We start from the raw sequence: 16,914 nt of genomic DNA on the forward strand, positions 1-16,914 counted from the left end.
AAAATTATTTAAGATTTAAAAATTGATCCTCTTCATTAAAAAATGCCTTGTAACCGAAGCTTACCAGAATAATTGTGCTTAGTGATACAGCTCCTGCAAGGCCGAGCATAATGGCAACTTGGTATTTAATTGCCGTTGTAGGGGACATACCTGCTAAAATTTGTCCTGTCATCATTCCCGGCAAGAAAACTATTCCCATTCCCATCATTGAGTTTATAGAGGGAAGGATTGCAAGGTCAAAGGCTCCATCTACCACTTCTTTAGTTGCAACCTTTGGAGTTGCACCAAGCATAAGAGATGATTCAATTTTTCTTCTGTTGTCATACATACCGTCTGTAAGGTTATTAACTGCAAGGGATACTCCTGTCATGGCATTTCCTGTAATTATACCTGCCACAGGAATAAAGTATCTTGATTCATACCAGGGTTTTACCTGCATTACTACTAAGAGAAAGTAAAAAACTGTAACTGTTGAGCCGAAAAACATGGCTGCAACTATGGTTTTTTTCAATTTATCAGGCAATTTTATCTTTGCTCTTTTAAAGACGTTATTTATGGAGAAAAGGTTCATTAAAATTATAATTATAAAGGGAATAAAGGGACTGTTATTGTTAAAAAGATAGTCCAAAACGTATGCCATTATTGTCATTTGGACAGTCATTCTTATAGAGCCTATTAGTATATCTTTTTCCCTGGGGATTTCTCTCTTTTTTACTAAAAAAAGCATTACAAGTATAAAGGCATAGGCTAATGCCATTTGAAATAAGCTTAAATTTACAGTGCCGTCGGAATTCATTTTAAGCCTCCTTGTAGGTTTTGTTCTTTTCTAGGACTATAACCTTATCAGATACTTCTCTTGCCATATCTTCAGAGTGAGTTATCATAATAAGGGTTTTATTATTTTCTTTAGAATAATCTATTACAAGTTCTATAATTTTCTTTTCACTTTCGCTGTCAAGGGCTGATGAAGGTTCATCTAAAAGAAGGACTTCAGGCTTCATTATTATTACTCTTGCAAGGGATACTCTTTGAAGTTCCCCTCCCGACAAGTCTTCTATTGAATCATCTAATTTTTTCTTAACTCCTGTGTGTTCCAGCATATATTCCAGGGTTGTATCAGGAACAGGTTCTTTTTGTGAAAACTTAAGGCCTATTAAAAGGTTGTCCCTAATGCTGCCTCTATAAGCAATAGGAGTTTGTGCAAGCATGACAACCTCCCTTCTCAATTTAACTGAATCAATTTGACTTAAGGGAGTGGATTTATAATAAATTTCTCCCGAACTTGGGCTTATCATTTTATTTAAATGCTTAAGCAAGGTTGTTTTTCCACTTCCACTTTCTCCAATTATAGAAGTGATTTGTCCTTTTTCCATGGACATATTTTTTATGTCTAATATATCTTTATATTTAAGGCTTTTTAAAGTAAACATGGCTACTCCTTTATCAAAATTGTCAACATATTAATAATACCTCATATATTAATATTTAGAAAGTGATTTTGATAATAAAACCTTGAAGAAGTCCTATAAAAATTTTTAGACTTTATTGACAAGAGCGTAAATTATAAGTATTATAAAAGAAAACACCCCTAAGGGATAATATTTTTTTCATATTGGCAAGGATGTGCCAATTTTTTTATTTTATAGGAGGAAAAATGAAAAATAGGACAGTTGAAGAATTTGGAAAGATGACCTTTAACAAGGCAAAAATGAAGGAAAGACTTCCATATCCCGTCTACTTAAAGTGGAAGGATGTAGTTAGAACTAATGCGATTTTAGATAAGGATACTGCTGACTCTATAGCTCATGCCATGAAGGAATGGGCCCTTGAAAACGGAGCTACACACTACACTCACTGGTTCTCTCCTTTAAATGGGCTTACTGCAAAAAAACACGAGGCTTTTTTAGATAGAACCTCAGATTTTGAAATTATGAACAGGTTTTCAGGTAAGGAGCTTATAAAGGGTGAGCCTGACGCTTCATCATTTCCAAGTGGAGGCATGAGGTCAACCTTTGAGGCAAGAGGTTATACCTATTGGGATTGTAGTGCCAACTCTTTTATTTTAGATAATATACTTTATATTCCTTCAATCTTTTTATCCTTTACAGGTGAAAAACTAGACAAAAGGGCACCTTTAATGGCTTCTATTAATGAAGTGTCCAAGGAAGGGTCAAGGCTTTCAAATATACTTAAAAAAGAAGAGCACACTTATAGAATGAGAGTAAAAATAGGACTCGAGCAGGAATTCTTTTTAGTGGATAAGAAGCTTTATGACAAGAGATCCGATCTTAAAAACTGCGGTAGAACTATTTTCGGAGCCAATCCTCCTAAGGCACAAGATCTTGAAGATCACTATTTTGGAGTAATTCCCGAAAGAGTTATGGATTTTTATGAAGATGTTAATTCAACCCTATGGTCTTTAGGGGTATATGCTAAAACTGAGCATAATGAAGCTGCGCCATGTCAATTTGAACTTGCCATACTTTTTGAAAATGCCAATATTTCCATTGATGATAACCAACTTTGTATGAGCGTTTTGCAAAGCACGGCCTTAAAGCATGGTCTTGTTTGTCTTCTTCATGAAAAGCCTTTTAAAGGTGTAAATGGCAGTGGCAAACATAACAACTATTCTTTGGTAACTAACTACGGATTAAATGTATTTGATCCCGGGAAAAAGCCTGAAGAAAATTTGATTTTTTTAAGTTTTTCCGCAGCCTTAATTGAAGCTGTATACAAAACTCAAAGCCTGATTAGAATTTCATCTTCATCAGTATCAAATGACTTTAGACTTGGGGCTGACGAGGCACCACCTGCAATTGTATCCTTGTTTTTAGGAAGGGACTTGGAGGATTTATTTAAGTCAATTGCCTACGATGACTATGAAAAAAGAGCCTTTGAAGGCAAGATAAAAGTAGCTTCCTTAGGTGAAGTTGACAAGGATAGATCTGATAGGAACAGAACGTCTACAGTTGCTTTTACAGGAAATAAGTTTGAGTTTAGGATGCTTGGATCATCAAAAATGGCTGCCGATATTAATATAGTAATTAATGCAGGTATGGCAGCAGCCTTAAAGAAGATAGCGGATAAGCTTGAGGGAGTAAAGGAAGACTGCCTAAAGGATGAGGTATATAAAATAGTAAGAGATATAGTTGTAAATTATGGGTCTGTACTTTATGATGGCAACAACTATTCAGAAGACTGGATAAGGGAAGCTGCCAGAAGAGGTTTGAAAAACCATAAAACTTTTTTTGATGCCTTATGTGCTGTAAAGGATGAAGATTCTTATAAGATGTTTTATGATATGGGTATACTTTCTGAAACTGAGTTAAAGGCAGTTTATGAAGTTTACCTTGAAGACATAGTTAAGTACCACAGCCTGGAGCTTAGAATTGCCAAGGACATGGTGGTAAAAGATATAGTCCCTGCAGGTTTAAAACAGATTTGTGATTTAGGTAAAGCCCTTTCCTATGTTAAAAACTCACCGGTAGAAGAAGTAAAGGAAAGAATTAATGAGGATATAGACAAACTTTTAAAGCTAAGAGACAAGGCTCAAAAAATCTATGATGACTCTCTTAAAATACAAAACACCTTTAAGACTGCAGAGTTTTTAGAGAAAAATGTAGTTCCTCTATTAAAGGAAATGAGAATTTACGCTGATGATATAGAAAAAATGGTAAGTAGAGAAAATTATACAATACCAACTTATGAAGATTTATTCAGTTCAATAATATAAAAGGGTTTATTTATAGGATAGTAAAGGAGGATAAAATGACTAAATTTATTTTTGTAACTGGAGGAGTAGTTTCAGGAATAGGTAAGGGAATTTCAGGAGCCAGTATAGGAAGACTTTTAAAGGACAGGGGTCTTAAGGTTTTTATGCAAAAATTCGATCCCTATATAAATGTGGACCCCGGTACTATGAGTCCTTACCAACATGGAGAAGTTTTTGTAACTAAGGACGGAGCGGAAACAGATCTTGATTTAGGACATTATGAAAGATTTATAGATGAAGAGCTTACAAAGGTTGCTTCAATTACTACAGGAAAGGTTTATTCAAAGGTTATAGAAAAAGAAAGAAGGGGAGACTATAACGGATCCACTGTTCAAGTAATTCCTCATATTACAGATGAGATAAAGCAATCTGTCTACAAGGCTGCAAAACAATCAGGAGCCGATGTTGTAATTACTGAAATAGGCGGAACCGTAGGAGATATTGAATCCTTGCCCTTTTTAGAAGCCATAAGACAAATTCACTCTGAAAACAAGACAGAGGATGTGCTTTTTGTACATACAGTACTTATTCCCACTATCCCGGGCTCAGATGAATTAAAGACCAAGCCTACCCAACACTCCTTTAAGGCACTTATGTCCTATGGAATAAAGGCGGATATATTTATTACAAGAGCCGATGGAGAAATAACCGACGCTATAAAGGAAAAAATTTCTTTGTTTTGCGATGTGCCTAAGGAAGCTATTATTGAATCAAAAACCGTGGACTTAATCTATGAAGTGCCTTTAGTTTTTCATAAGCAGGGCCTTGATGATTATATTTTGGAAAGATTTAACTTAAAGGCTAAGTCTGACTCAGATAAGTCCTGGTACAAAATGGTTGAGGAATTTAAAAAAGCCGATAAGAAAATTAATATAGGTTTAGTAGGAAAGTACATTGAACTTCACGATGCTTATATATCAGTTAATCAAGCTTTATATGATGCAGGCTACACCAATAGAGCCAAGGTTAAGATTCATTGGCTGGATTCAGAGCAAATTAATGACGAAAATGTTTCTGAAGTGTTAAAAGATATGGACGGCATAATTATGCCTGGAGGTTTTGGCAGCAGAGGCGTTGAAGGTATGATTGCAACAAGTAAGTACGCAAGAGAAAACAATGTACCTTTCCTGGGAATTTGCTATGGTATGCAAATGGTCGCCATAGATATTTGTAGAAATAAATTGGGATTAAAGGGAGCAAACAGTACGGAAATAGATCCGGATACTCCATATCCTATAGTGGATCTTCTTGACAATCAAAGACCTAACACTAATATAGGCGGAACCTTAAGACTGGGAAACTATGAGTGTACAGTTGAAAAAGATACCTTGGCCTATAGACTTTACAAGGAAGATAAGGTTCTTGAAAGACACAGACACAGATATGAATTTAACAATAATTTTAGAGGACAAATCAGATCAGCAGGTGTTGTATTTTCAGGAATAAATGAAGATTTAGATGTGGTGGAAATTATGGAGTTAAAGGATAACGACTTTTTTATAGCCTGTCAGTTTCACCCTGAATTTAAGTCAAGACCTAACAAGATTCATCCCTTATTCGATGGTTTAATTAAAGCAAGCTTAAAGAAAAACAATAAGCAATAAAAACAGAGCTTTATACTTTGAGGTAATAAATGAGAAAATTAAAGATCCTTATTCTTAGTATTTTATTTGTACTCCTGATTCCAATTTATGTATCGGCTGAGGCTGTTCTTAATTCACAATCTGTCTTTGTTCAGATACATAAGGACTCAACTGCTACTATAAGCAACTATTATGACCTATATACAGACCGGGGGACTGAATATTATTTCCCTATTTCTCATCTTGGAGAAGGAAATATAAGTTTAAAGGGAGCCGGCATAAAAGAAGGAGAGGATTATAAAAATTATCAGCTTATAGATCCCTGGAATACAGAAGGATCTATTGAAGACAAGGCTTATAAATACGGTTTAATAGATTATGGTGATTATTTTGAGCTTTGCTTCGGCCTAACAAGTCATGGAGATCATGAGTATTATTTATCCTATGACATAAGTAAAATTATAAAAAAGCTTACAGATACAAACATGCTTTACTTTAAATTTATAAACGACAACCTTTCAAATCCGCCTCAAAAAGTAAAAATCAGACTAAGAGTTGACGGAGTGGAGCTTAATAAAGATTTGGCAAGAATTTGGGGATTCGGATCTGAAGGAGAGATTAAATTTGAAGACGGGGATATAGTTTTTGAAAGTTTTAAGCCTCTAGGCTCAGGCAACTATACCACAATACTTGTCGACTTTAAGGGAGTGGATTTTACAGGAGGGCAAAATATAGATCATGACTTTGAATACTACAGAGCCATGGCCTTTGAAGGCTCGGACTATAACGATGATTACTCTTTTGAAGAAGATTACAATCCTTATGACAGAGTGCCGAGCTTTGGATTTATAGGCATGATTGTCCTGGCTGTTATTATCCCTATAGTGGTTTTTATAGTTGCTTTATTAGTGAGAATACTTGGACATGATAAAATTAAGTCCCTTTATAAAAAAGGAGATTTAAAGGAAGAGTACTATAGAGAACCTCCTGAGAAAGACAATTGGAAAAGTCTGTCTAAGGTTTTGGAATCTACAAATCTGGGTGGTCCTTACAGTATAATTAGAGGTTTTATCCTAAGCTGGATATATAAAGGTTATATCTCACCTGAAAATTATGAGAAAGGACTTATCTTTAAAAAAGAAAAATTAGGCCTTAGAATAAACCAAAGTGAAATTAATGAAGGACCTATTGAAAAATCTTTCTTTAAACTTTTTTCAAAGGCAGCTGAAGATAGTCTCCTTGAAGAAAATGAATTTACAACATTGTTTGAAGATGAGGACAATTTAGATGAATACTCAGACATTTTAGATAATATTACTGAAGCTTCCAATAGCTTTTTATTAGAAAAGGGATACATTAAACAAACAGGTAAAACTTTAACTTATTCGCCGGCTGGAAATGAACTTACAAAAAATTTGGTTATGTATTTTAATTATTTAAATGATTTTACCCTTCTTAATGAAAGAGAGTTAAAAGAAGTTCTTGTCTGGGACAAACTTTTAATTTATGCATCTTTGTTCGGAATTTCAGATAAAGTTATTAAAGAGTTGGAAAAGCTCGGTCCTGAACTTCTTAACCAAATAGATGGGGATTTGACAAATATTTTAATTGCATCAAGGTATGCAAATATCTATAGTCACAGTATAAGCTCAAGCTATTCAAGTGCAAGTAGCTCTGCTTCAGCAGGTCAAGGAGGATTTACAAGCATAGGTGGCGGTGGAGGATCCTTCGGCGGCGGAAGCGGCGGCGGAGTAAGATAGGAGGATTTGATAATGGTAATAATTTTTTTAGTTGTTTTATTCTTTCTAATTCTATTTTTAATAAGAGTTTACAACGGTCTTATAAGAAATAGAGAACTTGTAAAAAATTCCAAGGGTCAAATTGAAGCAAATATGGAAAGCAGATGGGACGCCCTTAAAAGTATTATAGATGGAGTAAAAGATTACAAAAGCTACGAAGCGGAAAATATTGTTAAAATAGTTAAAGAAAGACAGGTTATATCCAATAATGTCAGTGTAAAAGATTTGGAAAAAGACGAAGAAAACTTCTCAAAAGCCTTTGGAGGTCTTATGGCCCTGGCTGAAAGCTATCCGGACCTAAAAGCATCAACTCTTTATCAGGATTCTATAGAGAAAATTGACAAATATGAAACAAATCTTAAAAATGCCAGAATGGTTTTTAACGATACTGTAACTAAATATAACAGAAGTATTTTAATCTTTCCCAACTCAATAATTGCATCAGCTTTAGGTTTTAAGGAATATGATTACTTTGAAGGCTCATCTGACAAAAAAGATATACCTTCATGGAAATAAGAAAGTAGAGATAAATATGAGAAAAATTGAAGAATTAAAAAATATGATAGGAAACACCCCCATGTTGGAAGTTAACTTTAAGTATAAAAATAAACAGAAAAAGATTTTTGCAAAGGTGGAATATTATAATCTGTCAGGTAGTGTTAAAGACAGAATGGCTTATTATGTTTTAAAAAATGCCTACGATACAGGAAGTATTAAAGAAAATGACACAATAGTAGAGGCTACAAGCGGCAATACAGGCATAGCCTTCTGCGCCCTTGGTGCATATTTAAATCATCCTGTTATTATTTATATGCCTGATTGGATGAGCGAAGAAAGAAAAAGGTTAATAAGCAGTTACGGAGCGCAAATAAGAAATGTATCCAAAGAAGAGGGAGGCTTCCTAGGTTCAATAGAACTGGCGGAAAAAATGGCAAGAGAAGAAAATCATGTATTTTTGCCAAGACAGTTTGAAAATCCGGACAACACCACTGGCCAATGCTTAAGCCTAGGCAAAGAAATAATAGAAAATCTTGATAAAATAGGGCTGATTCCAGATGGATTTGTAGCAGGAGTAGGTACGGGAGGCACCGTAATGGGAGTTGGTAGAGCAATAAGAGAAGTTAACCCAAGAGCTAAAATCTACCCTCTCGAACCTTTAGAGTCTCCAACCCTAAGTACAGGAGGAAAGAAAGTCGGCAGTCATAGGATAGCCGGCATAAGTGACGAATTTATTCCTAAATTGTGTAAACTTAATGAGCTTAATGAAATAATTTCAGTTTCAGACGGGGATTCTATACTTATGGCGAAAAAACTTGCTCAAGCGGGTCTTGGAGTAGGGATATCTTCAGGAGCAAATTTCATAGGAGCACTAATGGCTCTTGAGAAGGGAAACGAAACCGTAGTAACAGTCTTTCCCGATGATAACAAAAAATACTTATCAACGGATTTAATGAAGGATGAACCAGTAAAGGATAGTTATCTTTCTAAAGACGTTGAAATTTTAAATTTCAAAGTAATAAAATAAAAAAGAAGCGTTTCCTTTTAAGGGAGCGCTTTTATAGGTTTTTAGTCCTTATAACAATACTATTGCAAAAAGGCTACACATGTTATTTAATAATAGTAATAATATAATAGGTGAATGGTTATGGTGGAGTATTGGGATATTTATAACCGAAAAGGTAAAAAGAAAAACAAAATTATAAAAAGGGGACAGATTCTAAAAAACGGTGAGTATCACATAGTAGTAGAAGGCTGGGTCAGGTGCGCTCCAAATGAGTTTATAATTCAAAAGAGAAGCCCTACAAAAAAACTTTTCCCAAATAGGTGGTATTGTTCCTTCGGTGGGTCAGTTTTGGCAAAAGAGGACCCTCAAGATGCTTTAATAAGAGAATCTATGGAAGAACTATCTCTTGACATATCAAATGCTCCCATAAAGCTTAAAAGAATAATCCTTGAATATCACACTATCTTTTATATTTATCTTGTGGACAAAAAGGTCGACATTAAGGAACTGGTTCTTCAGGAGGATGAGGTTTCAGATGTTAAAAAGGTAAAGGTTGAAGAAATATTTAAGCTGGTTGAAGTCGGTGAAATAGTAGGCTTAAGCTATTATGACAAGTTCTTCAGCTCTGTTGAAAAGATAGAGTTTTTAGGGTAAAATATATTAAATTAATCCCTAAGATAAAATGTCAGGGTATAGGCAGTCTCTCCAGGGAGACTTTTTTAGTATAAGGAGGTAGTATGCAACTTTATAATACACTTAGTAGAAAGAAGGAAGACTTTAAACCCTTAAATGACGGAGTAGTTACCATGTATAACTGCGGACCGACAGTTTATAATTTTATACATGTAGGCAACGCTAGACCCTTATGTGTTTTCGACACCTTAAGAAGATACTTTATTTATAAGGGCTTGGATGTAAAATTCGTAGTTAATTTTACAGATATAGATGACAAAATTATAAATAAATCCATAGAAGAAAATGTGAGCTCCAAGGAGATTGCCGAAAGGTATATTAAGGAGTTTAAAAAGGATGCGGAAGGACTTCATCTATATGATTATAAAACTATGAATCCAAGAGCTACTGAGCATATTACTGAAATTATAGATTTTATCAGTACCCTTCTTGAAAAGGATGCGGCTTATGTATCTGAAGGCGATGTTTATTTTGATATAAGAGCAGCTAAAGATTATGGTAAACTGTCTCGAAAAAAATTGGAAGACCTAATAAGTGGAGCAAGAGTTGATGTTTCAGACCTGAAGAAAAGCCCTGCGGACTTTGCTTTGTGGAAGGCAAAAAAAGAAGGGGAACCTTTCTGGAAGGCTCCTTGGGGAGAAGGTAGACCGGGTTGGCATATAGAATGCTCTGTTATGGCAAAGACTCTTTTAGGAGATACTATAGACATACACTCTGGAGGAGAAGACCTGCAATTTCCTCATCATGAAAATGAAATTGCTCAGTCAGAAACCTGCAACGGCAAGACTTTTGCCAGATTTTGGTTGCATAATGGTATGATTACTGTGGATAACGAAAAAATGTCAAAATCCTTAGGCAACTTTTTTACAGTAAGGGAAATTTCAGAGGAATTTGACCTTGAAATATTAAGATTTTTCCTTCTTGGATCCCATTATCGTTCTCCAATTAATTTCTCAAGAGAAATAATGATTCAGACTAAACAGTCCCTTGATAGAATTTATAATGCTAAGTGGGGTCTTGAAGCCTTGGAGAAGACAGCTGAAGATAAGGATCTTGAAGCTGAAGATGAAAAGTTTTTAGATGACTTGGAAAAAGAAGTTCTCTACTTTGAAAAGTCCATGGATGATGACCTTAATACCGCAGATGCGATTACCGCCATATTTAATATAGTTAAAATGGCAAATTCAAGACTTGATGAAAGTTCTCCTAAAAAACTTGTAGAGCAAAGCCTTAAAACTTTACTTAAGCTTACAAAGGTTTTAGGAATTTTGGAAATGAAAGAGGAAGCAATAGATCCTGAGGTTGAAAGGCTTATTAAGGAAAGAGAAGAAGCAAGAAGCAACAAGGATTTTAAAAAAGCTGATGAAATAAGAGATCTTCTTCTTGAGAAAAATATTCAAATAAAAGATACAAGAGAAGGAACTACATGGAAGAAAATTTAAGGTTTCTTGAAGTTAATCATATAGAAGAAACTTCCATAAAAGAGTTGTCGGCCTTAAGTCTGGCTTTTATAGGAGATGCGGTTTATGAGCTCCTGGTAAGGACTTATATATTAAAGGGGAACAAAACCGTTAACGGACTTCACAGAGAAGCCATAGGCTATGTAAAGGCAAAGGCTCAGGCTGACTCTATAAGAGCTGTTTTAGGTGAACTAACTAAGGAAGAGCTTTCCGTTTATAGACGGGGAAGGAACACAAATCCTCATACAGTACCTAAAAACGCTAAACTGTCGGACTATAGAGAAGCAACAGGCCTTGAGGCTCTTTTTGGCTACTTATATTTAAAAGACCGAGGTAAGAGGATTATAGAGATATTTAATATGATGGAGGATGAAAAAGATGAAAGTTGAAATAATCGCCTACACTCCCAATCCTGAAGAGGTTATTGCCCAAGCTGCCAAGCTTTGTTATTCGGCAGTAGGAGTAGATGAAATAAAGAAAAAAATGACTGAAGAATCAAGAAATAAATTTCTTGAAATGCTAATGAGTTTTTCTCACGCTTCACCCTTGGAGCATGCAAGTTTTACCTTTGCTGTGGAGGGGGTTTCAAGAACTTTCAGCCATCAACTTGTAAGACATAGAATAGCCTCATACTCTCAACAGTCACAAAGATATGTAAGACTTGATAATTTCGAATATATAATTCCGCCTAAAATTGCAGAAAATGAGAAGGCCAAGGAAATTTTTATTAAGTCTATGGAAGAAGATGCCAAGGCTTATGAAAAACTTACGGAAATTCTAATTTCAGAAAAGGCAAGACCTTTAATAGAAGAGGGAATGGATGAGAAAAAGGCTAGAAGAAAAGTTGAAAAAGAATCTATAGAAGATGCCAGATATGTATTTCCAAATGCTTGCGAAACAAAAGTTGTCTTTACTATGAATGTAAGAAGTTTAATTCACTTTTTTGAACTGAGAACTTGCACAAGAGCACAGTGGGAAATTAGAGAAGTTGGCATAGAAATGCTTAGACAATGTAAGAAAATAGCACCAGTACTTTTCAAATCATGTGGGCCAGCTTGCGTAAACGGTCCTTGCAATGAAGGGGCTATGTCCTGCGGAAGACAAGCTGAAATAAGAAAATTTTTTAAGGAACTCTAATAATGGAAGAGTATATATATGGTAGAAATCCGGTAATAGAAGTTTTAAAATCAGGTAAGGTAGATAAACTTTACATACAAAATTCCAATTCTGAAGGGTCTATTAGAAAAATATATGCCATGGCCAAAGAGAAGAAGGTCCTTATAAGCCAAGTCAACAAGTCAAAGCTTGACAGCTTAAGTAGGGGAGAAAATCATCAGGGTGTTGTGGCTTTAGTTGCCGGATATAACTATGCTGAATTTGAGGACCTTTTAGGAGAAAATATAGTTATACTTGACAAAATAGAAGACCCTCACAATTTAGGTGCAGTTGCAAGATCTGCAGAGGCTTTAGGTTTTAAGGCTCTTATTATACCTAAACACAAGTCAGCCTATGTAAACAGTGTAGTCTATAAAACATCCGCCGGAGCAATAGAAAATCTTAAGGTTTATATAGCAGGCAACCTATCAAACGATATTGAAAGGCTTAAAGAAGAAGGCTATTGGATTTATGGAGCTGATATGCAAGGAGATAACCTTTATAAAACCGACATTTCAGGAAAAATTGCAATAGTTTTAGGCAATGAGGGAAAGGGCATTTCCCAAGCTTTAAAGAAGCACTGTGATGTAATTGTATCAATACCTATGTCCGGACAAATAAATTCCCTAAATGTTTCCTGTGCAGCATCAATTATTATGGCTGAAATACAAAGAAAAAATGAAAAGGCTTAAATACAAAAAGGATCATGAATATATTTTCGTGGACGGATACAATATTATAAATTACTGGGATGTTTTTAAGGGCAGGGAAGAAAGTCTTGAAGATCAAAGGAACAGACTTGCAAATATACTTGCCGAATATGCTCATATGTCAAGAGAAAAAGTAATTTTGGTCTTTGATGGTTATATGGTAAAAAAATCTCCCGGCGCCCTTTATAGCTACAAGGGAATACTTATAATTTTTACAAAGGAGTTTGAAACTGCAGACCACTTTATAGAAAGGGAACTTGACCGAATGGGAAGGGTAAGAAGTATAAGGGTAGCTACATCTGATAACATAGAGCAGCAAATAATACTTTCCCGAGGAGGATCAAGAGTGTCTGCAAGGGAATTTGAAATAGAGGTTTATGATACCCTTAACAAGGTAAAGAAAAATATTAGATCTCTTAATCAAACCTATAAAAAAAATAGGAAGTCTTGATGAAGATTCAATTGAAATTTTAAGAAAATTTAAAGATAATATGTAAAAAAGAAAAATTGTTTCCAGAAATGAGAAACAATTTTTTTATAGAAATTTACTTTTTAAGTTTAACCAATAAGAATCTTGAGAAAAAACCAGCTTTTTAATATTTTTGTTAGAAACTTTAAAATTTATTTTTTTCAAATTGTTAAAAAAGTATTCCTGTCCATCAACTAAGAGCAAATTGGAATTATTATACCTTTTTTCCGGAGCCAAAGTAATAATATAATTGCCAGGTATAATAATGGAGCTTGAAAGAGATCTGTAAACAACACTGTTAATAGGTGCCATAGGTGTCATTTGCAAAGCATCAAGAGAATGATGAACCAAGGAGCCTCCAAGAGAAAAGTTATAGGCAGTAGATCCTGAAGGGGTGGAAATTAAAATACCATCTCCTGAAAACTTTTCCAGATGATTTCTGTTTACAAAAACGTTCATGTGAATAATTTTTGAATTTTTTGCCTTTAAAGCAATTTCATTAACACCAAGCATTACATGAGATTTGTTTCTTGTGAAGACCTCGGCTTCTATAAGCTTAAGCTGCTCTATACTATAATTACCGTTTGTATAATCATCTATAAACTCATCTATATTATCAGGATCCACCTCCTGATAAAAGCCTAAATGACCTGTATTAATACCTACAATAGGGATTGACGGGAAATTATTTTTATGAAGAGCCTTTATAAAGGTTCCATCTCCTCCTATTGAAATTATAAGCTCGGCATTTTCGTTAAACTGCTTGCTTGGTATGTATCCGCTTTTATTTAATTTATCAACTAAAATTTGATTAATCTTTCGAGAATCATAACTCGCATTAGATACAATATTGATAATTTTCTCTTTCATAAATCCTCCAACCTTAAGCAACATATATCATACAATAAAAATAAAAGGATTAAAAGTAAAAAGTGATTATTAGATAGAAGTTCTATACTAAGGTGGATTCTTGAATAAACTAAGCAATTGTTATATAATTTTATTAAGCTCTACGATGTGCGCAAAAGCCTTATTTAATTCAACCGACATAAAAGATCCGGGAATCCAGATATCATAAAGGATAACAGGCCGCAGGATTGCGGAAGTTAGAAATTTTGATGAGGACAACCACACTTAGGTGAGGCGGGTCTGAATTAATAAGGTCCCGGCATTGTGGAGTTATTTTTGTGCCATTTGATTAAATTAAAATCATAGGGGTATTAGATAATAAGTAAATGTAAATTTAATATTAGGAGTGATAAAAATGGGATTATTTGATTATTTAGAAGAAAAAAGAAGAGAAGCTGCAATGAAAAGAAACATTAAAGAGGCGGGTAAACTTGCTTTGGGAGCTAGTATAGGCGCTGCTATTGGAGTTTTATTTGCACCTAAATCAGGAAAAGAAACAAGAGAAGATATTGCAGATAAGGCAAAAGAAACAGCTGAAGCTGTAAGCTCCGCAACAAAAGATGCAGCAGATACAATTCAATTTAAAGCAAATCAAGCAAATGAACAATTAAAGAAAACCTATGAAGATTTAAGAACCAAGCTTGATGAAAAAAGAGAAGAGCTTGGAGAAAATGTAGAAGTAGCAAAGGCAAAAGCTCAAGCAATTGGAGAAATTGTAAAAGAAGGCGCCGAAGACGTTAAAAAAGACGTTAAAGAAACAAAAGAAGAAGTAAAAGAAGATATCAAAAAGGGAGCAGAAGAAGTTAAGAAAGATACAAAAGAAACTTCCAAAAAAGTAGAAAAAGAAACTAAATAATAGGAGAGTGTAAATATGCAAATGACAATTACGCTACAGGATCTGCTTACTATTATTTTATTTCTGGCAGGCATAGCAGCACTTGTTTTTCTTGCTCTGGCTCTGAAAAATATCCTAAGTATATTAAAGAAGATAGATCAAACAATTGAGGACAACCAAACCGTAATAGATGATACTATTAAAAAAGTTCCGGCTCTTACGGATAATGCCCTTGGAATAAGTGACAATGTAAATAAAATAAGTTCAGAAGTTTCAGATATAGTAGTAGTCGCAAAGCCTGAAATAGAAAAGGCCGTTGCGACAGTAGGATCCATATCAAATACTGTAGAAGGCATATCAAGGAATGTGGATAAGACGGCTTTAAAGGTTACAGATACCATAGCAACAGTATCCGATACTGTATTTGATACATCAAAAACTATTTCATTAAGTGCCAATAATATTGTAGATTACTTCTATATATTAAAAGAAGTGCTTGAATCACTTAGAGAAGTTTTCTTTAAATAAAAACCTAAGGCGAAATTCCATTGAGAGTTTCGTCTTTTTTATTTTCAAAATAAAAAAAGCCTAAAGATTTTAAATTAATGGATAATACTGTATAATATATATACTTGAATTTCACAAAAAAACCTTATAAAGGAATAAAAGGCAAAAGGAGGGATTTTTGTTGGCATCAACTATAAAAGACGTTGCTAAAATGGCGGATGTATCAATTTCAACAGTATCCAGAGTAATAAATGATTCAAAACCGGTATCTCCTGAAGCTAGGAGAAGAGTATTACATGCAATAGAGGTTCTAAATTATACACCCAATGAAGTAGCAAGAAGCCTTGTAAAAAGAAAGTCATATTTAATAGGAGTAATAGTGGACGATATAGGAACATCCTATGTAAGCAAAATATTAAGAGGTGTAGAAGAAGTAGGAAGAATGTATAATTACGATATTCTACTGGCATGCTCATACGGAAATCCTAAAGCCGAACTTAACCTGGCAAAAGTATTTATGCAAAAACAAGTTGGGGGAATAATAGTAATTTCCACAAAATTAAACCAGAAATTGCTATATAAATTAGAAGAATATAAGCTGCCTCATATTAATATTAATAAATTCTACGACATAGAAGAAAACCTAACAGTAAGAATAGGATATGAATCAATAAGTTGCGAAATGCTTAACTATCTAATTGAAATGGGACATAGAAATATTGCCGCGATGATTATGCAAAAAGACATAGATAGGACGGAAGAAAGATATAAACTTAAAGGCTATCAAAAAATAATGGCTGAAAACGACTTAAAAGAAAACATTATTTACACCATGGGTACAGAAGAAAAAGATCTAAAAGAAGTTCATAAAAAAATAGATCAGGCAATAGAAGATGGAGTAACAGCACTTTTCTGTTCCCAAGACGAGTTGGCAATACACACTATAAACTATCTTTCAGATAAAGGACTCAAAGTACCGCAAGACTTATCTGTAACAGGCTTTGGAGGGACAGACCTTACAGAAATCTACAGGCCTAAACTTACTACAGTTAGAATTTCTTATTATGAAATAGGAGCCGTAGCCATGAGAAGGACTCTAAAACTTATAGAAAAAGAAGACACATCAAAAGACGAAAGAGTGGTACTTCCTCTGAGTATAATAAAAAGAGACACTGTAAAAGACTTAAGAAAATAAAAAGTTAATAAATTGAAATGTAAAAAACGAAAATCAAACAATCAAAAATTGTAAATTCATATTGACATAATAAAAAACCAATGTTATTATAATGAGGTCAGCTTTGCATGGAGAGGTTTTTTAAACTTAATAAAAAAGTAAAAAAATCCCTTGACAAAACAAAGCGAGGCAATATATAATAGACAAGCTACCTCAAAAAAGGCAGCAAGAACCAAGATAATTAAATAGTGTAAGAAATCATAAGCAAAGAAGCTTAGCGGAAAAAGTCAGTAAAAAGAACTGAAGCTAAGGACAAATTACAATCGAGAGTTTGATCCTGGCTC

Annotated in this window: 17 protein-coding genes and 1 other RNA gene; 15 read left to right on the forward strand and 3 right to left on the reverse strand. The window is 34.2% G+C overall.

Annotation, left to right across the window (positions count from 1 at the left end; all coding sequences use genetic code 11):
- Positions 1 to 4: 4 nt before the first annotated feature.
- Both PEPCATONIAE_RS07720 and PEPCATONIAE_RS07725 read right to left on the reverse strand, forming a co-directional pair.
- Positions 5 to 796, reverse strand: a complete 792-nt coding sequence (locus PEPCATONIAE_RS07720) for an ABC transporter permease (RefSeq protein WP_138160563.1) — start codon at positions 794 to 796, stop codon at positions 5 to 7.
- Between the two features lies 1 nt (position 797).
- Entirely contained in the window at positions 798 to 1,430 is a 633-nt protein-coding gene (locus PEPCATONIAE_RS07725) for an ABC transporter ATP-binding protein (RefSeq protein WP_138160564.1), read from the reverse strand.
- A 224-nt stretch (positions 1,431 to 1,654) separates the two neighbouring features.
- Here PEPCATONIAE_RS07725 and PEPCATONIAE_RS07730 point away from each other — a divergent pair, with 224 nt between their 5' ends.
- From PEPCATONIAE_RS07730 to PEPCATONIAE_RS07780, 11 genes are all read left to right on the forward strand, one after another.
- Positions 1,655 to 3,733, forward strand: coding sequence for a glutamine synthetase III domain-containing protein (locus tag PEPCATONIAE_RS07730; RefSeq protein WP_138160565.1), 2,079 nt, complete (start codon positions 1,655 to 1,657; stop codon positions 3,731 to 3,733).
- 35 nt (positions 3,734 to 3,768) lie between these two features.
- Positions 3,769 to 5,376: a CTP synthase gene (pyrG, locus tag PEPCATONIAE_RS07735; protein WP_138160566.1), complete on the forward strand. Its 1,608-nt coding sequence runs from the start codon at positions 3,769 to 3,771 to the stop codon at positions 5,374 to 5,376.
- 29 nt (positions 5,377 to 5,405) lie between these two features.
- Complete coding sequence (locus PEPCATONIAE_RS07740) at positions 5,406 to 7,115, forward strand: DUF2207 family protein (protein ID WP_138160567.1); 1,710 nt, start codon at positions 5,406 to 5,408, stop codon at positions 7,113 to 7,115.
- A gap of 12 nt (positions 7,116 to 7,127) precedes the next feature.
- Positions 7,128 to 7,670, forward strand: a complete 543-nt coding sequence (locus tag PEPCATONIAE_RS07745) for a LemA family protein (RefSeq protein WP_138160568.1) — start codon at positions 7,128 to 7,130, stop codon at positions 7,668 to 7,670.
- Positions 7,671 to 7,686: 16 nt separating this feature from the next.
- Positions 7,687 to 8,679 (forward strand): PLP-dependent cysteine synthase family protein, encoded by a 993-nt coding sequence (locus tag PEPCATONIAE_RS07750; protein ID WP_218975532.1) that lies wholly within the window; start codon positions 7,687 to 7,689, stop codon positions 8,677 to 8,679.
- A 120-nt stretch (positions 8,680 to 8,799) separates the two neighbouring features.
- Positions 8,800 to 9,312, forward strand: coding sequence for an NUDIX hydrolase (locus PEPCATONIAE_RS07755; protein WP_180339373.1), 513 nt, complete (start codon positions 8,800 to 8,802; stop codon positions 9,310 to 9,312).
- A gap of 83 nt (positions 9,313 to 9,395) precedes the next feature.
- Positions 9,396 to 10,793, forward strand: coding sequence for a cysteine--tRNA ligase (gene cysS, locus PEPCATONIAE_RS07760; RefSeq protein WP_138160569.1), 1,398 nt, complete (start codon positions 9,396 to 9,398; stop codon positions 10,791 to 10,793).
- Positions 10,778 to 11,200: a Mini-ribonuclease 3 gene (locus PEPCATONIAE_RS07765; RefSeq protein ID WP_138160570.1), complete on the forward strand. Its 423-nt coding sequence runs from the start codon at positions 10,778 to 10,780 to the stop codon at positions 11,198 to 11,200. The genes cysS and PEPCATONIAE_RS07765 overlap by 16 nt, the downstream gene beginning before the upstream one ends.
- Positions 11,190 to 11,948, forward strand: a complete 759-nt coding sequence (gene thyX / locus PEPCATONIAE_RS07770; protein WP_138160571.1) for an FAD-dependent thymidylate synthase — start codon at positions 11,190 to 11,192, stop codon at positions 11,946 to 11,948. Before PEPCATONIAE_RS07765 ends, thyX begins: the two co-directional genes overlap by 11 nt.
- Positions 11,949 to 11,950: 2 nt before the next feature.
- Positions 11,951 to 12,658, forward strand: coding sequence for a 23S rRNA (guanosine(2251)-2'-O)-methyltransferase RlmB (gene rlmB, locus PEPCATONIAE_RS07775; protein WP_138160572.1), 708 nt, complete (start codon positions 11,951 to 11,953; stop codon positions 12,656 to 12,658).
- Positions 12,645 to 13,127 carry an NYN domain-containing protein gene (locus tag PEPCATONIAE_RS07780; RefSeq protein ID WP_246060458.1) on the forward strand — a complete coding sequence of 161 codons (483 nt, stop codon included), beginning with the start codon at positions 12,645 to 12,647 and terminating at the stop codon, positions 13,125 to 13,127. Before rlmB ends, PEPCATONIAE_RS07780 begins: the two co-directional genes overlap by 14 nt.
- A gap of 84 nt (positions 13,128 to 13,211) precedes the next feature.
- Here the strand turns inward: PEPCATONIAE_RS07780 and PEPCATONIAE_RS07785 are convergent, their stop codons facing one another.
- Complete coding sequence (locus tag PEPCATONIAE_RS07785; RefSeq protein ID WP_138160573.1) at positions 13,212 to 14,015, reverse strand: NAD(+)/NADH kinase; 804 nt, start codon at positions 14,013 to 14,015, stop codon at positions 13,212 to 13,214.
- Positions 14,016 to 14,149: 134 nt separating this feature from the next.
- Between PEPCATONIAE_RS07785 and ssrS the strand changes: the two genes are divergently transcribed.
- The 4 genes from ssrS to PEPCATONIAE_RS07805 all read left to right on the forward strand — a co-directional run bounded on the left by ssrS (position 14,150) and on the right by PEPCATONIAE_RS07805 (position 16,591).
- A non-coding RNA gene (gene ssrS / locus PEPCATONIAE_RS07790) (6S RNA) lies at positions 14,150 to 14,329 on the forward strand.
- Between the two features lie 80 nt (positions 14,330 to 14,409).
- Complete coding sequence (locus PEPCATONIAE_RS07795; protein ID WP_138160574.1) at positions 14,410 to 14,910, forward strand: YtxH domain-containing protein; 501 nt, start codon at positions 14,410 to 14,412, stop codon at positions 14,908 to 14,910.
- A gap of 15 nt (positions 14,911 to 14,925) precedes the next feature.
- Entirely contained in the window at positions 14,926 to 15,417 is a 492-nt protein-coding gene (locus tag PEPCATONIAE_RS07800; RefSeq protein WP_138160575.1) for a hypothetical protein, read from the forward strand.
- 160 nt (positions 15,418 to 15,577) lie between these two features.
- Entirely contained in the window at positions 15,578 to 16,591 is a 1,014-nt protein-coding gene (locus PEPCATONIAE_RS07805) for a LacI family DNA-binding transcriptional regulator (RefSeq protein WP_138160576.1), read from the forward strand.
- Positions 16,592 to 16,914 lie beyond the last annotated feature (323 nt).

It is taken from the genome of Peptoniphilus catoniae (assembly GCF_901447155.2).
GTDB classification, from domain to species: Bacteria; Bacillota; Clostridia; order Tissierellales; family Peptoniphilaceae; genus Peptoniphilus_E; species Peptoniphilus_E catoniae.